Below are 14,946 nucleotides of genomic sequence, written 5' to 3'. Positions count from 1 at the left end.
TCAGATCCCTGGGATGAGTCGGACGAGCAGGTCGATGAGGAAGATCCCGATGAACGGCGTGACCACACCGCCGAGGCCGTAGATCAGGAGGTTGCGCCGCAGCAGGTTCGCCGCGGTTGTGGGCCGGTACCGGACGCCGCGCAGGGCGAGCGGGATCAGCGCCACGATGATCAGCGCGTTGAAGATCACCGCCGAGAGGATCGCGGACTGCGGGGTGGCCAGATGCATGATGTTGAGCGCCCCGAGCGACGGGTAGATCGCCACGAACATGGCGGGCAGGATCGCGAAGTACTTCGCGAGGTCGTTCGCGATGCTGAACGTGGTAAGCGCGCCGCGGGTGATGAGCAACTGCTTGCCGATCTCGACGATCTCGATCAGCTTGGTGGGGTCGGAGTCGAGGTCGACCATGTTCCCGGCCTCCTTGGCCGCGGACGTCCCCGTGTTCATCGCCACCCCGACGTCGGCCTGCGCGAGCGCGGGCGCGTCGTTGGTGCCGTCGCCGGTCATCGCGACCAGCCGGCCACCCTCCTGCTCCTTCTTGATCAGCGCCATCTTGTCTTCCGGCGTGGCCTCGGCGAGGTGGTCGTCCACACCGGCCTCGGCGGCGATCGCCTTGGCGGTGCGCGGGTTGTCACCGGTGATCATCACCGTGCGGATGCCCATCGCCCGCAGCTCGGCGAAGCGCTCGCGCATGCCCGGCTTGACCACGTCGGAGAGCCGGATCACGCCGAGCACCCGCGCGTCCGCCCCTTGCGGCGAGGCCGCCTCCGCCACGACGAGCGGCGTGCCGCCGCCGTCGGAGATCTCGTCGACGATGGCGTCGACCTCGCGGTTTTCCGCGCCCGTCCACCGGACCACCGCCGACGCGGCGCCCTTGCGGACGGAGAGCCCACCCAGGTTGGCGGTGAGGTCCACACCCGACATGCGGGTCTGGGCCGTGAACGCCACGAACTCCGCGACGGCCTCGGCCGCCGTGGCCTCGCCCGGCAGGCCGTGCTCACGCGCGCACAGCGCCACGATGCTGCGGCCCTCGGGTGTCTGGTCGGCGAGGCTGGACAGCCGCGCTGCCTCGGCCAGCTCGCGGAGCGAGGCGCCGCCCACCGGGAGCAGCTCGGTGGCCTGCCGGTTGCCGAACGTGATGGTGCCGGTCTTGTCGAGCAGGAGCGTGTCGATGTCACCGGCGGCCTCGACGGCGCGGCCCGACGTCGCCAGCACGTTGCGCTGCACGAGCCGGTCCATGCCGGCGATGCCGATCGCCGAGAGCAGCGCGCCGATGGTGGTCGGGATGAGACACACCAGCAGCGCCGTCAGCACGGTCAGCGACTGCTGCTGGCCTGCGTAGGAGCTCATCGGCGCCACCGCGACCACGGCGAGCAGGAAGATGATCGTGAGCGCGGCCAGCAGGATCGTCAGGGCGATCTCGTTGGGCGTCTTCTGCCGAGACGCACCCTCGACCAGGGCGATCATCCGGTCGACGAACGTCTCCCCCGGCTTCGTCGTGATGCGCACGACGATCCGGTCCGACAGCACCGTGGTGCCGCCGGTGACGGAGCTGCGGTCGCCACCTGCCTCCCGGATCACCGGAGCCGACTCGCCGGTGATCGCCGACTCGTCGACGGTGGCGATGCCCTCGACCACGTCGCCGTCACCGGGGATCGGCTCGCCCGCCTCGACGACCACGAGGTCGCCGACCCGGAGATCGGTGCCGGCCACCCGCTCCTCGGCGCCGGACCCGTCCAGCCGGCGGGCCACCGTCTCCCTCTTCGTGCGTCGCAGCGACTCGGCCTGCGCCTTGCCCCGGCCCTCGGCCACGGCCTCGGCGAGGTTGGCGAACAGCACCGTGATCCACAGCCACAGCGCGATCAGCCATGAGAAGACACTCGGCTGGATGATCGCGAAGACCGTGACAACGACGGAACCGACCCAGACCACGAACATGACCGGGTTGCGCAGCTGCGCGCGCGGGTCGAGCTTGCGCAGCGCCTCCGGGATGGACGCGACGAGTTGCTGGGGGCTGAACGCTCCCGCACTGACCGGCGCGGGGGCCGCAGGAGTCGGACGTTCCTGCAGGTCGATGGTCATGAAAGAGCCTCTGCGATGGGTCCCAGCGCGAGCGCCGGGAAGAAGGTGAGTGCCGCGACCAGCAGTACGGTGCCGCCGACGAGCACGCCGAACAGGACGCCGTCGGTGGGCAATGTGCCCGCCCCGGCCGGGACCCGGCGCTGCTTGGCGAGCGAACCGGCCAGTGCCAGCGAGGCGAGGATCGGCACGAATCGGCCGAACAGCATCGCGATGGCGAGGGTCGACTGGAAGAAGTCGCTGGTCACGGTGATGCCGGCGAACGCGCTGCCGTTGTTGTTCGCTGCCGAGGCGTAGGCGTAGAGCACCTCGGAGAAGCCGTGCTCGCCGCCGTTGTTCAGTGCGTTGAGCGTGCTGGGGAGCGCGATCGCCAGTCCGGCGCCGATCAGCACGAGCGTCGGCATCGCGAGGATGGAGATCGCGGCTGTGGTGATCTGTACGCGGCCGAGCTTCTTGCCGAGGTACTCCGGGGTGCGCCCGACCATCAGCCCGGCGAGGAACACGGCGATGATCGCGAGCACGAGGATGCCGTAGATCCCGGCGCCCACACCGCCTGGCGCGACCTCGCCGAGGAGCATGTTGAGCATCGCGATGCCGCCTGCCCCGCCGGTGTAGCTGTCGAGCGTGGAGTTGACCGCCCCGGTGGACGTGCCGGTGGTGGAGACGCCGAAGAGGATCGAGCTCGGTATCCCGAGCCGGACCTCCTTGCCCTCCATCGCCGCGCCTGCCGCCTGTGCGGCCGCACCGTTGGGGAACCTCTCGGAGAGCCACGCGAGGGCCACGAAGACCGCCCAGATGACGCCCATGACCGACACCAGCACGAGCCCCTGGCGGGTGTTGCGCACCATCGTGCCGAACGTTCTGGTCAGGCTGACCGGGATGACCAGCAGCAGGAAGATCTCGAGGAAGTTGCTCAGGGCGTTCGGGTTCTCGAACGGGTGGGCGGAGTTGGCGTTGTAGATGCCGCCGCCGTTCGTGCCGAGCTCCTTGATCGCCTCCTGCGACGCGGCGGGCGCGAGCGGCAGCGTGTGCTGCGTTCCGTCCACGGCGGTGATGTTGACGCCGGAGCGCAGCGACATCACCACACCCATCGCGACCATGACGATCGCGAACACGAACGAGATCGGCAGCAGAATGCGGACCGTGCCCCGGGTGAGGTCGACCCAGAAGTTGCCGATCCGGTCGGTGCCCGAACGGGCGAACCCACGCACCAGAGCGATCGCGACCGCCATGCCGACGGCGGCGGAGACGAAGTTCTGCACGGTCAGCCCCGCCATCTGGACGGTGTCGCCGAGCACGGTCTCCGGGACGTAGGACTGCCAGTTCGTGTTGGTCACGAACGAGACGGCCGTGTTGAACGCCATCGCGGCCGGCACGGTGTCGCCGTTCACGCCGCGGCCGAAGCCGAGCGGGAGGAACGGCTGCAACCGCTGCAGGAGGTAGACCAGCACGATGGAGACGAAGGAGAAGCCCAGCACACCTGCCGCGTACGTGCTCCACCGCTGCTCGGCGGAGGCATCCACGCGGACGAGGCGGTAGAGCGCGCGTTCCACCCGCCAGTGCTTCTCGCTGCTGTAGACGCGCGCCATGTAGTCGCCGAAGGGCTTCCACACGAGCGCGAGGAGCAGCACGAGGGCGCCGACCTGCAGCAGGCCGGCGAGGGTGTCGGACATCAGAAGCGCTCCGGCCTCAACAGGGCTACGAACAGGTACACGAGCAGGCCGAGTGCGATCAGCCCGCCGACGATCATGGCTGCAGTGTTCACAGGCGTTCGAGCCCCCGCATCGTCAGCACCAGCAACACGAAGCCGCCGATCAGCAGTAACGCGTACAGAAGATCGGGCACTTTGCGCTCCTCAGTTCCGCCGGACCGTCCGGCGGATCGGCTCGCCAGCGTGCGCTCGATCGGGTGGACCGGTGGGCGGCCGTGACGGCGGCTTGACGCCCCGCTGCGCTGATCCTGACGCAGTTTTTACGGGCGTCGCCGCAGGTCTCACCCGCTCGGGTGGCGGCCGCGGGGTGCCGGATAGGCGGGATGTCAGGGTTGCGATGCCGCGTGTCAGGGTCCCGTCAGCTCGGGTGCGCGGCTCGTTCGGGGCGAGCAACGGTGCGGGTGTGCTTGCACCTGCTCCCTCCTCGTTCTGCAACGCCGAGAAGCCGTTCGTCGTGCCCGGGCCCGTCGGCGCTGTGCTCGGCCTGCCCGCGGGCGCGGTGGCGGCGCTCGTCGCGTGGGCGTTCGGCGGATCCCCGGTCGCGGGCGTCGTCTTCGCGGCGGCGGCCGCCGCGACGCTCGCCGCCCTCGGCACGGCGGCCGGCGCGCTGGGAGCTGCCGCGCTGTGCTGGGCGTGCGCGGACGGCTTCGTCCTCAACCGGTTCGGTGTGCTCGGCGGCGGCCGCTCCGACCTCGTCGCGCTCGCGGTCGTCGCGGGAGCCGCGACCCTTGCGTTCGCCGTGGCGACGGTTCTGCGAGGACGGCGCCAGGGCCGGGCCTGACCGGCGATGTCGGGTCGTGCCGGCGGCCCCCTGCACGCCGGCACGACCCGCGGCACAGCAGTCCGGGGCGCCACTGCTGTGGCGCAACGGGCCTGCCGAGGTCGTCAGCCCGTGGGCGGCGCAGGGGCCGTGACGGCCGGTGCAGGCGACGCGGACGTCGGGGGCGGTGTGTCCGTGACGGGGGGCGCCGGCAGGCGCGGCGGGGCAGGCGCGGCGGGAATCCCCTGCGACCGCGGGGTCGGCGCCGCTGACGGCACCGCCACCACCAGCGGCGCCGGCGGGACTAGCACGCAGCCTCCGGTGGTCGGGTCGAATTCCAGCGTGCCCCGCGGGTAAGGGTGCTGCGGCCCCGCCGGGTCACTGAAGAACAGGCCCTTCGAGTCGTAGCTGCCACACATCGAGCCGCCCGACACGTCGATCGAGACGCCGTCCTGGTCGAACAGGTACACACCCGTGAGCGGGTTGCCCGCCGAGTCGACGGGCCGGATGTCGCGGATCTGCCGCTCGGAGTCCTGCCACAGCCCCGGCTGGTACGCCGACGGCGACGCGTAGGTCGTCGACCCGCCCGCCGCGAACGCCACCGTGAAAAGCATGGTGAGCAGCACCGCCGCGGCGAGCCCGTTGAGGGGCACGACCGCCCACAGCCAGCGCCGGTCACGGCGGGTGCGGTGACCGATCCAGACCGACAGCGGCGCGGCCACCAGCGTGAGCAGCGCGGCCGCGATCCCGCCGAAGCCGAACACGGCGAGCAACAGCACCGCAGCAGCGAACGCCCTGGCCAGCCACCAGGCCGGTTGAAGCGAGGCCAGGAAGTCGGCGACGGATCCCGCGGCCGTACCGGCGCCGGGATGGAACGCGCGGAAGCGACGCACCGGCGCCAGGGCGGCCACGCTGGACACCTGCGGCCCGTCGCGCCCCAGCAGCGGCAGCGCGAGCAGAGTGAACAGCGCGCCGAACAGGACGATCTCGGGCCGCCCGACGAGCGCACCGAACGTCACGAACAGCGTGGACGCCACCAGGCCGGCCACGGCCAGCCGGGCGGTCCCGCCACCGCGGCGCTCGGGCCCGGCCGCGGCCGGGGGTGCGGGGTATCCGGCCGCCGCGCGCAGCTCGGCCGCGTAGGTGGCGGGGGTGCCGAGCCGGGCGGTGAGCGCGGCGAAGTCGGGGTCGCCGTCCAGCTCATCGGTCAGGTCGGCGAGGTGCGCGCGGACGTCGTCGAGGATCTCGCTCACCTCGTGCGCCGGCAGGTCGGCCAGCGCGGCCCGCACCCCTGCCAGGTACTCGTCCACCGGGCCGGGCGCGACCTGCACCGTCGGCGCCTGCGGGTTGTCGTCGGCGCCGGTCATGCCGCCCCCACCAGACCTTCCATCGTCTCGGCGAACGCCCGCCATGTCTTCGCGGTATCCCGCAGCCGCTCGCGACCGGTGCTGTTCAGGCTGTAGTACTTCCGGTGCGGGCCCTCCTCGCTCGGCACCACGTATGACGTGAGCAGGCCCGCGTTGTAGAGCCGCCGCAGCGTCCCGTAGACCGACGCGTCGCCCACGTCCTCCAGCCCGGCCGCGCGCAGCCCGCGCACCACCTCGTAGCCGTAGCCGTCCGCGCGGTCCAGCACGGCCAGCACCGCCAGGTCGAGCACTCCTTTGAGGAGTTGGCTCGTGTCCATGTCCGGCCCCCTTCCTGTGCGGTGCACAGTACTACGCGATGCGCGGTAGTGCGACAACTGTAGGAGTTCGGCGATGCGTGCCAACCTGCGGGCTACGCTTCACGGAGGTCAGTACACGAGTGCAGGAGGTGGCATGTCCGTCGTCGACAACGCGATCTACGTCGATGGCCGCCGGGCCGCCGTCCCCGAGTCGCTCGACCACACCTTCGAGGAGCTGCGCGCCTGCTCCGACCAGGGGCACAGCTTCTGCTGGATCGGTCTCCTGCGCCCGACTCCCGACGAGATCCAGGCCGTCGCCCAGGAGTTCGAGCTGCACGGGCTGGCCGTCGAGGACACCGTCAACGCCCACCAGCGGCCCAAGCTGGAGCGCTACGGCGACGTGCTCTTCGTGGTGCTGCGCCCCGCGCGGTACGTCGATCCCGTCGAAGTGGTGGAGATCGGCGAGATCCACCTGTTCCTCGGCCCCGATTTCGTCATCACCGTGCGGCACGCCGAGGAACCCGACCTCAAGGAGGTGCGCAAGCGCCTCGAGGCCGACCCGCGGCTCCTCGACGACGGCCCGTGGGCCGTGCTCTACGCCGTGCTGGACAAGGTCGTCGACGACTACGGGCCCGTGCTCGACGGCCTGCAGGACGACATCGACGAGATCGAGGTGCAGGTCTTCGGCGGCGACCCGGGCGTGTCGAAACGGATCTACCAGCTCAGTCGCGAGGTCATCGAGTTCCAGCGCGCGGTGGAGCCGCTGCGCGACATCTTCGACGAGCTGCGGACCCGCCTGAAGGGGCAGGCCAGCGAGTCGGACCTGGAGCTGCGCAGGGCGCTGCGCGACGTCGCCGACCACGCCACCCGCGTGCTGGAGCGCGTCGAGGCGTTCCGGGAGCTGCTCTCCAACATCCTCCAGGTCAACGCCGCACTCGTCGCGCAGCGTCAGAACGAGGAGATGGCCCGCATCACGGAGGCCGGTTTCATCCAGAACGAGCAGGTCAAGCGCATCTCCTCGTGGGCGGCGATCCTGTTCGCCCCCACCCTGGTCGCGTCGATCTACGGGATGAACTTCAAGAACATGCCCGAGCTGAGCTGGCCGTTCGGCTATCCCTTCGCGCTGCTGCTGATGGTGCTGCTCGCCCTCGCGCTCTACACCGTGTTCAAGCGGCGCGGCTGGCTCTGAGCGGCCGCCTCGGAGCCGCATCAGGACGCCGTCAAGGGCGCCCCGGCGGTCGTCAAGGTGCGGCGAAGCACCCTGCCTGAACGGCACGGCGCGGAGCACAACAGACGCGTGACTCTCGCCGATCTAATCCCGTCCCTCCGCACCAGCCTTTCCAGCAGGCTCGAGCCCGGCCTGTGGCCGGAGACGGCCCGCACCACGTGCGAGGGACAGTTGCTCGTCGGCGGCGTCGACCTCGCCCACCTCGCGGCGCGGTTCGGCACCCCGGTGATCGCGTTCGACGTCACCGACGTCCGCTCGCGCTGCCGCGCCTACCGGGCGGCTCTGCCTGATGTGGAGATCGCCTTCGCCGGCAAGGCATTCCTCTGCAAAGCCATGGCCCGGCTGGCCGACCAGGAAGGACTCGCGCTCGACGTCTGCTCCGGCGGTGAGGTCGCGGTGGCCGCGGCAGGCGGCTTCCCCGCGTCGCGGATGGTGCTGCACGGCAACGTGAAGACCGACGAGGACCTCAAGATCGCGTTCGCCGCCGGCGTCGGGCGGATCGTGATCGACTCACTCGACGAGATCGCCGCGCTGGCGACGCTCGCGCCCACCCGCCAGCAGGTGTTGCTGCGGGTCGTACCCGGCGTCGACGCGGGCACGCACGCCGGGCTCACGACCGGCACCGAGGATCAGAAGTTCGGGCTGTCCATCGCCACGGGAGCTGCCGCCGACGCCGTTCGCCGGGTGCTCGCGCGCCCCGAGCTGGAGCTGGTCGGGCTGCACTGCCACCTCGGCTCGCAGGTGCGGGAAGTGCGCCGGTACACCGAAGCCGCGCGGCGGATGGTCGCGTTCCTCGCCGAGATCGCCCGCGAGCACGGCGTCGAGCTCCCGCAGCTCGACATCGGTGGCGGGCACGCCGTCCCGTACGCCGCGGGCGAGAACGCGTTCGACCTGACCTATTTCGGGCGCACGGTGCCTGCGATCGTCGCCGCCGAGTGCCGCGACGCCGGTCTGGAGGTGCCACGGCTGACGGTGGAGCCGGGGCGTGCGCTCGTCGCCAGGGCGGGCGTGACCGTGTACCGGGTGGCGGCGGTGAAGCGTGGGCTGCGGCGCACGTTCGTGGCCGTCGACGGCGGGATGAGCGACAACCCGCGCCCCGCTCTCTACGGCGCTCGCTACCCGGTGCGGCGCTTCGGGCGACCGGTGCGGTTGCCCTCCGCGCCCGTCACGGTGGTCGGGCGGCACTGCGAGTCCTCGGACGTGCTGGCCGAGGACGTGCTCCTGCCCGCCGACGTCGCCGCCGGTGACCTGCTCGCGGTGCCGTGCAGCGGCGCCTACCACAGCTCGCTCGCCTCGAACTACAACCAGACGGGCCGGCCGCCGGTGGTCGCGGTGGCGAGCGGCGCCGCCGTGCCGATGCTGCGCCGGGAGACGATCGAGGACCTGCTGCTGCGCGATGCCGGTTGAATGGCCGTGCGGCTGGTCAGGAGTGTGGGTTACGCGGCTTCGGCTGGCAGCGCGGGCAGCTGAACGAGCTGCGGTTCATGAACGCGTCGCGGCGGACCGGCGTGCCGCATCGCGGGCAGGGACGGTCGGCCTGGCCGTATACCGCGAGCGCGCGGTCGAAGTACCCCGACGCCCCGTTCACGTTGACGTACAGCGCGTCGAAGGACGTGCCACCCGCCGCGAGCGCCTCGGCCATCACCTCGGTGGCGGCCGCGAGCACCTCCCGCCCCTGCTTGCGCGTTAGCGACTCGGTGGGCCGGGCCCAGTGCAGGCGGGCGCGCCAGAGGCCCTCGTCGGCGTAGATGTTGCCGATGCCCGACACGACGGTCTGGTCCAGGAGCGCACGCTTGAGGCCGGTGCGGCGGCGCCGGATGCCGGCGACGGCGGCGTCGAGGTCGAACGCGGGGTCCATCGGGTCGCGGGCGATGTGGGCCACCGGCTCGGGGAGCAGGCCACCTCCCGCGGCGGGCACCAGAGGGTGCACCGACAGGCCGCCGAACGTCCGCTGGTCGACGAACCGCAGCTCGGGCCCGTCGTCGGCGAAGCGGACGCGGATGCGCAGGTGCTTCTCGTCAGGCCGCGAGGAGTCGGCCACCAGCATCTGGCCGCTCATGCCGAGATGCGCGAGCACGGCGTCACCGGGCGGACCGAACGCGGAGCCCGCATCCACGCCGCCCGGGGCGCCGCCGTCGAGGTCGAGCCACAGGTACTTGCCGCGGCGGCGGGCACCGGTGATGGTGCGGCCGGCCAGCCGCGCGGCGAAGTCCGCGCCGCCCGCCACGTGCCTGCGCACCGCGCGCGGATGCGCGACGAGGACCTCGGCGATCTTGCGGTCGATCACGTGGTCGGCCAGCCCGCGGCGGACGACCTCGACCTCGGGGAGCTCGGGCACGGCTACGTCGCCTGGATCCGAGAGCCGGTCAGGCCGGGCCGGACGAGGCGTGCTCGCCTGCGGCGGCCTCGGCAGTGAGCGTGCGCCACGCCAGCTCGGCGGCCTTCTGCTCGGCTTCCTTCTTCGTGCGCCCGTCGCCGGAGCCCAGCTCGCGGCCGGCCACAACGGCCGTTGCGGTGAAGGTCTTGAGGTGGTCGGGTCCGTCCTCGGTGATGCGGTACTCCGGCACACCGAGGTCGGCCGACGCCGTCAGTTCCTGCAGGCTCGTCTTCCAGTCGAGCCCGGCGCCGAGCAGCGGCGCACCCTCCATCAGGGCGTGGAACAGCCGGTGGACCAGGTAGCGGGCCGTCTCCAGCCCGTGCTCCAGGTACACGGCACCGATCAGGGCCTCGGTGGCGTCGGCGAGAATGCTCGCCTTCGTGCGCCCGCCGGTCAGCTCCTCGCCGCGACCGAGGTACAGGTGCGCACCGAGGCCGTCGTCGCCGAGTGCGGCAGCCACACCCGCCAGCGCGTGCATGTTGACGACGCTGGCGCGCAGCTTGGCCAGCTGCCCCTCGGGGAGTTCCGGGTGGTCGCGGTAGAGCCGCTCGGTGACGACGATCGACAGCACCGAGTCGCCGAGGAACTCCAGCCGCTCGTTGGTGGGCAGCCCGCCGTTCTCGTACGCGTAGGACCGGTGGGTCAACGCAAGGGTGAGCAGGTCTTCGGAGACCTCTACCCCGAGGGACGAGACGAGGGGCCCGCGATCGTCCACGGGCCCCTGCGGGCCGCGATCCGCCATTCGGCGCGGATCAGGCCGGCGTGACGACCTGGCGGCCGTCGTAGGTGCCACAGGTGGGGCAAGCCATGTGCGGCGGCTTGGTGGCCCGGCAGGCGCGGTTCGAGCACGTGACGAGGGTGGGGGCAGCGGCCTTCCACTGCGCCCGGCGCGAGCGCGTGTTCGACCGCGACATCCGGCGCTTCGGAACAGCCACGTCATATCTCCTAGCAGTACGGGGGCCCTGGGGGGCGCTAATCGGCGGACAGGCGCTCACGCAGAGCGGCCCATCGAGGGTCAAGTGTCTCATGCCCGTGGTCGGGCGCGAGGTCGGCCCGCTTCTCCCCGCATTCCGGGCACAGACCGGGGCAGTCGGGGCGGCACAGCGGAGCCAGTGGGAGGGCCAGCACGACGGCGTCACGCACTGTCTGCTCGACGTCCACCATCTCGTCGACCACGCGGGGCAGCTCGTCCTCGTCGGTGGTCTCGTCGGTGACGCTGTCCGGGTAGGCGAAGAGCTCGGAGACCTCCACCTCGACCTCGTCGGTCAGCTCGTCGAGGCAGCGCGCGCACTCACCGGTCAGCGCTGCCTGCACCGTGCCCGAGATGTAGACGCCCTCGGTGACCGACTCGAGCCGCACGTCCAGCTCGATCGGCTCGCCCGCAGGCACCGCGATGGTGTCGAGCCCGAGCCGCGCGGGCTCGGCGGGAGCACTGATGGTGCGCTGGTAGGTCCGCATGCTCCCCGGGCGCCTGCCCAGCTCCCGCGTACCGAAGACCCACGGGCTCGCCGGGTCGGGATGGCCGGGGGTGGGGTGGTGCGTACTCACGACATCCAGAGTAGGCGCCTCACGAAATCCGCACCGCTCTCCTACCTCCCGGTGAACTCGCGGGCCGCCACCTGGGGGTCGAGTGCGGGACCGGCCGGGAGCAGCCACGGCGAGCGCGTTGCGGGCTGTCCGTCACCGCCAACGCGATCGACCACACCCTGAGCGCCGCACTGCGGGTGGTCGCCACCAACGGGGAGCTCGTCGAGCAGGCCACGGCCGCGCTGGTGCGCGACGGGCACGCCACCCCGCTGGCCGGGGAGCAGAGCGCCGGTGTGGTGGCCACCCTCCCCCTCGGCGGCGGCGCCCGCTCCCTCGCCGACCTCGTGAACCAGGTGCGCTCATGATCACCACCGATGCCCTGCCGTCCGTGCGATGGCGCGCGGCCGAGGACGTCACCGCCGTGCTCACCGTGCCGCCCGCAGGCGTGCTCATCGGCGCCGACGCCGAGCTGGCGCCGGTGGTGCTACCGGCGCTCGGCCCGGCCGTCACCCGGCTGGGCGTGCTCGGCGACCAGCGCATCGCCGCTCGGACCTGCCCGCGGCGCCTCCCGTGGAGCTGGGCGACCGCCCGCTGTGCACGGTGGTGCACGTCGCCGCGGGCGTGCCCGCCGCGTCGGAGTTCTGGCCCGCCGTCGACGGCGTGGTCATCGCCGGCCAGGGCCACGGGAGCCCGCTCGGCGCTGTGCTCGGCCGCCCGGACGCAGGCGAGCTGGACTCGATCGGCCCCGGCGAGCTGGGCGTTCTCGACCGCCACCGGGTGGTGGCGGCCACCCCGATCCTCGCCGACACCGAGCGGGAGATGCTCCTGGCACGCTGACGGCATGAGCAGTGCGACCAGCGGCATCGACTTCGCCGCCGCCCGCGTACACGCCATCCCCATGCGCACCCGGTTCCGGGGCATCACGGTGCGCGAGGGGATGCTGATCGAGGGCCCGGCCGGGTGGGGCGAGTTCTGCCCGTTCCCCGAGTACGGAGACGCCGAATCCGCGGCGTGGCTCGCGACCGCTGTGGAGCAGTGCACGGTGGGCTGGCCGGAGCCGGTGCGTGATCGCATCCCGGTCAACTGCACGGTGCCGGTGGTCGACCCGCACCGCGCGCACGACATCGTCACCGCATCGGGGTGCGGCGCCGCCAAGGTCAAGGTCGCCGACCACCCGGAGTCGCTCAGCGAGGACCTCGCCCGCGTCGAGGCCGTGCGGGACGCCCTCGGGCCGGCGGGAGCGGTCCGGGTGGACGCCAACGCCGTGTGGGACGTCGACACGGCCGTCACCCACATCCGCCTGCTCGACAAGGCCGCGGGCGGGCTGGAGTACGTCGAGCAGCCCTGCGGCACGATCGAGGAGCTGGCCGCCGTGCGCCGGCATGTCGACGTGCGGATCGCCGCGGACGAGTCGATCCGGCGTGCCGAGGACCCGCTGCGGGTGGCGGTCGCCGGCGCCGCCGACATCGCGGTGATCAAGTGCACCCCGCTCGGCGGGGTGCGGCGCGCGCTGCGGGTGGCCGAGGCAGCCGGGCTGCCGTGCGTCGTCTCGTCGGCGCTGGAGACGAGCGTCGGCCTGGCTGCCCAGCTCGCCTTGGCGGGGGCGCTGCCCGAGCTCGACTTCGCCTGCGGGCTCGGCACGCTCACGCTGCTCGACGGCGACGTCGTGGCCGACGGGGCGGCGCTGCACTCGGTGGACGGTTACCTGCGGGTGCCACGCACGCCACCGGCGCCCGATCCCACGCTGCTCGAGAAGTACGAGCTCACCGACCCGCAGCGGGCCGCATGGTGGCACGAGCGCCTGGCGCGGGTACGCGCGGAGCTATAGAGGAGGGTCCGGGTGGGACCCATCGATCACCGACCCCACCCGGACGCCGGACTGCTGCTGCTCAGCGACCGCCGAGCACCCCGGGGCCGAGGTCGGTGGGCCCCCCGGTCCACACGTCGGCGTCCTCCACAACCTCGGTGCCGGCGGTCGACTGCTCCTTCGCCTTTCCACGGGTGCCCCGTCCGGTGGCGCCCCAGACACTCGCCGGCTCCGAGACCATCCGCTTGCGACCGCGCTTGCCACCGCGCCCGCCGGCAGCCGCACCCATGCCCATGGGCGCCATCCCGCCGCCCATCGGAGGCAGGTACCCGTACCCCGCAGCCGGAGCCGCCGGGCCGGACGCCGCGCCTACGGCCGGCGCCGCGGACGGGTTGCCCGAGGCGATCGCGTTGAACCGCTGCGCCGTCTCGGCCCGCAGGGCGAGGTTCTGAGCCGCGCGCTGCCGCAGCTGCGCGCCGGCCGGGTTGTTGCCCATCAGGCTGGGCGGGATCATCCCCCCGTAGAACGGGGCGAAGCCCGCGGGACCTCCCGGCGCCGGAGCGGAGAACGCCGGTGCCAGCGGGACCGACCCCGGCCCGCCGCCCGCTTCGCGCCACCGCACCGCCCGCTGGAACCGGTGCCGGACTACCGGCTCGACTGAGCCTGCGCCGGCGGCTGGGCGCCTGTCTGCCGGCTTCCGGCCTGCTGCGCGAACCGGTCGGACAGCAGTGCAGCCAGCGTGAGGAAGGCGTCGTGCGTGGCGGGCCGGATGCGCTCGAGGTCGATCCGCGCGCCCGTGGCGAGGTGCGGGTCGTGCGGCACCTCGACCACCGCGCGGCAGCGCCCCTCGAAGTGGCGGCGCACCGCCTCGGTGTCGATGTGCTTGGTGGAGCGGTCGCAGCTCAGCACGACGACGGAGTCCGCTACCCGGTCGGCGTGGCCGTGCACGATGAGCCAGTCGAGCGTCTTGTCCGCGCGCCCGGCCCCGTCCGCGTTGGGGGTCCCGACGATCACGAGGCTGTCGCACTGCGCGAGCGTGCCCTCCATCGCGGAGTGCACGAGTCCGGTGCCCGAGTCGGTGATCACGATGTCGTAGAACCGCCGGAGCACCGCGCAGACGCGCTCGTACTCGTCACGGTCGAACGCTGCGCTCATCGCCGGGTCCTGCTCTGACGCCAGCACCTGCAGTCGCCGGGCCAGGCTCGTGTAGCGGGCGACGTCCGCCAGCGAGCGCAACGAGTCGATGTCACCGAGGAGGTCGCGCACGGTCACCTGCACCTCGCCGGTGAGCCGCTCGGCGAGGGTGCCCGCGTGGGAGCCGGCATCGAGCGCGACGACCCGGTCGCCGCGGCTCTCCGCCAGCACGAGCCCGAGGCACGCCGCGACGGTGGTCTTGCCGACGCCGCCGTTGATCGAGCCGACGGCGATCTGGTGCGGGCCGGGCAGCGGCCGGCGGATCCGGCGCACCATGTCGCGGCGGGCGAGCTCCTCGGGCGCGATCCCCGGGTTGATCAGCCCGTTCGAGGCCGTGTACAGCAGGCCCCGCCAGCCGCCCTCGGGGCGGTCGGTGCGGGCGCGCACGATCGTGTCCTCGGTGAATCCGGAGCCCGCCTGACCGCCGTCACCGGGCGGGGGCGCTGCGGCCGCGGCCACGGGGGCCGGCGGGGGCAACTCGGTCCGCGGTTCGGGGGCCACGGGCGCGGCGACGGGGGGCGGGCTCTCGACCGGCGCCGGGGCGCCGTGCTGGGCTCCGGTCCGGCCGCGACGGCGGCGCCCGGCCCTGCCCGGCGCTAG

General features: G+C 72.6%; 17 protein-coding genes. 6 read left to right on the top strand and 11 right to left on the bottom strand.

The features are described from left to right. Genes kdpB through kdpF form a run of 3 tightly spaced genes read right to left on the bottom strand, consistent with a single transcriptional unit; the run spans position 1 to position 3,829 of the window. Complete coding sequence (kdpB, locus tag ABD143_RS24560) at positions 1-2,082, bottom strand: potassium-transporting ATPase subunit KdpB (RefSeq protein ID WP_343982921.1); 2,082 nt, start codon at positions 2,080-2,082, stop codon at positions 1-3. Then, the gene (kdpA, locus tag ABD143_RS24555; protein WP_343982917.1) at positions 2,079-3,752 is read right to left on the bottom strand and encodes a potassium-transporting ATPase subunit KdpA; all 1,674 of its coding nucleotides are present in this window, start codon (positions 3,750-3,752) and stop codon (positions 2,079-2,081) included. Before kdpA ends, kdpB begins: the two co-directional genes overlap by 4 nt. Further along, the gene (gene kdpF / locus ABD143_RS24550) at positions 3,752-3,829 is read right to left on the bottom strand and encodes a K(+)-transporting ATPase subunit F (protein WP_343983955.1); all 78 of its coding nucleotides are present in this window, start codon (positions 3,827-3,829) and stop codon (positions 3,752-3,754) included. Before kdpF ends, kdpA begins: the two co-directional genes overlap by 1 nt. A 328-nt stretch (positions 3,830-4,157) precedes the next feature. Between kdpF and ABD143_RS24545 the strand changes: the two genes are divergently transcribed. Further along, positions 4,158-4,571 carry a hypothetical protein gene (locus ABD143_RS24545; RefSeq protein WP_343982915.1) on the top strand — a complete coding sequence of 138 codons (414 nt, stop codon included), beginning with the start codon at positions 4,158-4,160 and terminating at the stop codon, positions 4,569-4,571. 104 nt (positions 4,572-4,675) lie between these two features. Here ABD143_RS24545 and ABD143_RS24540 read toward each other — a convergent pair whose 3' ends face one another. Continuing rightward, entirely contained in the window at positions 4,676-5,917 is a 1,242-nt protein-coding gene (locus ABD143_RS24540) for an HAAS signaling domain-containing protein (RefSeq protein WP_343982912.1), read from the bottom strand. Then, the gene (locus ABD143_RS24535; protein WP_343982909.1) at positions 5,914-6,234 is read right to left on the bottom strand and encodes a PadR family transcriptional regulator; all 321 of its coding nucleotides are present in this window, start codon (positions 6,232-6,234) and stop codon (positions 5,914-5,916) included. Before ABD143_RS24535 ends, ABD143_RS24540 begins: the two co-directional genes overlap by 4 nt. A 133-nt stretch (positions 6,235-6,367) precedes the next feature. On the opposite strand from ABD143_RS24535, the gene corA reads away from it, so the two are divergent. Beyond that, positions 6,368-7,402, top strand: a complete 1,035-nt coding sequence (corA, locus tag ABD143_RS24530) for a magnesium/cobalt transporter CorA (RefSeq protein ID WP_343982906.1) — start codon at positions 6,368-6,370, stop codon at positions 7,400-7,402. A gap of 108 nt (positions 7,403-7,510) precedes the next feature. After that, a complete protein-coding gene (lysA, locus tag ABD143_RS24525) occupies positions 7,511-8,848 on the top strand; it encodes a diaminopimelate decarboxylase (RefSeq protein ID WP_343982903.1) in 1,338 nt (445 codons plus the stop codon). A gap of 16 nt (positions 8,849-8,864) precedes the next feature. Here lysA and mutM read toward each other — a convergent pair whose 3' ends face one another. The 4 genes from mutM to ABD143_RS24505 are packed head-to-tail and all read right to left on the bottom strand — an operon-like array spanning position 8,865 to position 11,366. Next, complete coding sequence (gene mutM / locus ABD143_RS24520) at positions 8,865-9,779, bottom strand: bifunctional DNA-formamidopyrimidine glycosylase/DNA-(apurinic or apyrimidinic site) lyase (RefSeq protein ID WP_343982900.1); 915 nt, start codon at positions 9,777-9,779, stop codon at positions 8,865-8,867. Positions 9,780-9,807: 28 nt separating this feature from the next. Then, a complete protein-coding gene (rnc, locus tag ABD143_RS24515) occupies positions 9,808-10,560 on the bottom strand; it encodes a ribonuclease III (protein WP_343982897.1) in 753 nt (250 codons plus the stop codon). Positions 10,561-10,570: 10 nt separating this feature from the next. Beyond that, entirely contained in the window at positions 10,571-10,753 is a 183-nt protein-coding gene (rpmF, locus tag ABD143_RS24510) for a 50S ribosomal protein L32 (protein WP_343982894.1), read from the bottom strand. Positions 10,754-10,790: 37 nt separating this feature from the next. Then, on the bottom strand, positions 10,791-11,366 hold the full coding sequence (locus ABD143_RS24505; protein WP_379659996.1) for a YceD family protein: 576 nt from the start codon (positions 11,364-11,366) through the stop codon (positions 10,791-10,793). Positions 11,367-11,542: 176 nt separating this feature from the next. Here ABD143_RS24505 and ABD143_RS24500 point away from each other — a divergent pair, with 176 nt between their 5' ends. The 3 genes from ABD143_RS24500 to ABD143_RS24490 all read left to right on the top strand — a co-directional run bounded on the left by ABD143_RS24500 (position 11,543) and on the right by ABD143_RS24490 (position 13,173). After that, a complete protein-coding gene (locus ABD143_RS24500; protein ID WP_343982891.1) occupies positions 11,543-11,710 on the top strand; it encodes a hypothetical protein in 168 nt (55 codons plus the stop codon). A 205-nt stretch (positions 11,711-11,915) separates the two neighbouring features. Then, positions 11,916-12,182 carry a hypothetical protein gene (locus tag ABD143_RS24495; RefSeq protein ID WP_343982888.1) on the top strand — a complete coding sequence of 89 codons (267 nt, stop codon included), beginning with the start codon at positions 11,916-11,918 and terminating at the stop codon, positions 12,180-12,182. 4 nt (positions 12,183-12,186) lie between these two features. Beyond that, entirely contained in the window at positions 12,187-13,173 is a 987-nt protein-coding gene (locus ABD143_RS24490; protein ID WP_343982886.1) for an o-succinylbenzoate synthase, read from the top strand. Positions 13,174-13,234: 61 nt separating this feature from the next. Here ABD143_RS24490 and ABD143_RS24485 read toward each other — a convergent pair whose 3' ends face one another. Together ABD143_RS24485 and ABD143_RS24480 are read right to left on the bottom strand one after the other, a co-directional pair. Then, positions 13,235-13,774: a hypothetical protein gene (locus ABD143_RS24485; RefSeq protein ID WP_343982883.1), complete on the bottom strand. Its 540-nt coding sequence runs from the start codon at positions 13,772-13,774 to the stop codon at positions 13,235-13,237. 23 nt (positions 13,775-13,797) lie between these two features. Next, on the bottom strand, positions 13,798-14,946 hold a 1,149-nt coding region (locus ABD143_RS24480), incomplete at its 5' end, for a MinD/ParA family ATP-binding protein (protein WP_343982880.1).

The sequence above is a fragment of the Pseudonocardia aurantiaca genome (assembly GCF_039526725.1).
Lineage (GTDB): Bacteria > Actinomycetota > Actinomycetes > Mycobacteriales > Pseudonocardiaceae > Pseudonocardia > Pseudonocardia aurantiaca.
The sequence above is the reverse complement of the archived record's forward strand: the minus strand, read 5'-3'. Positions and strand labels throughout refer to the sequence as shown.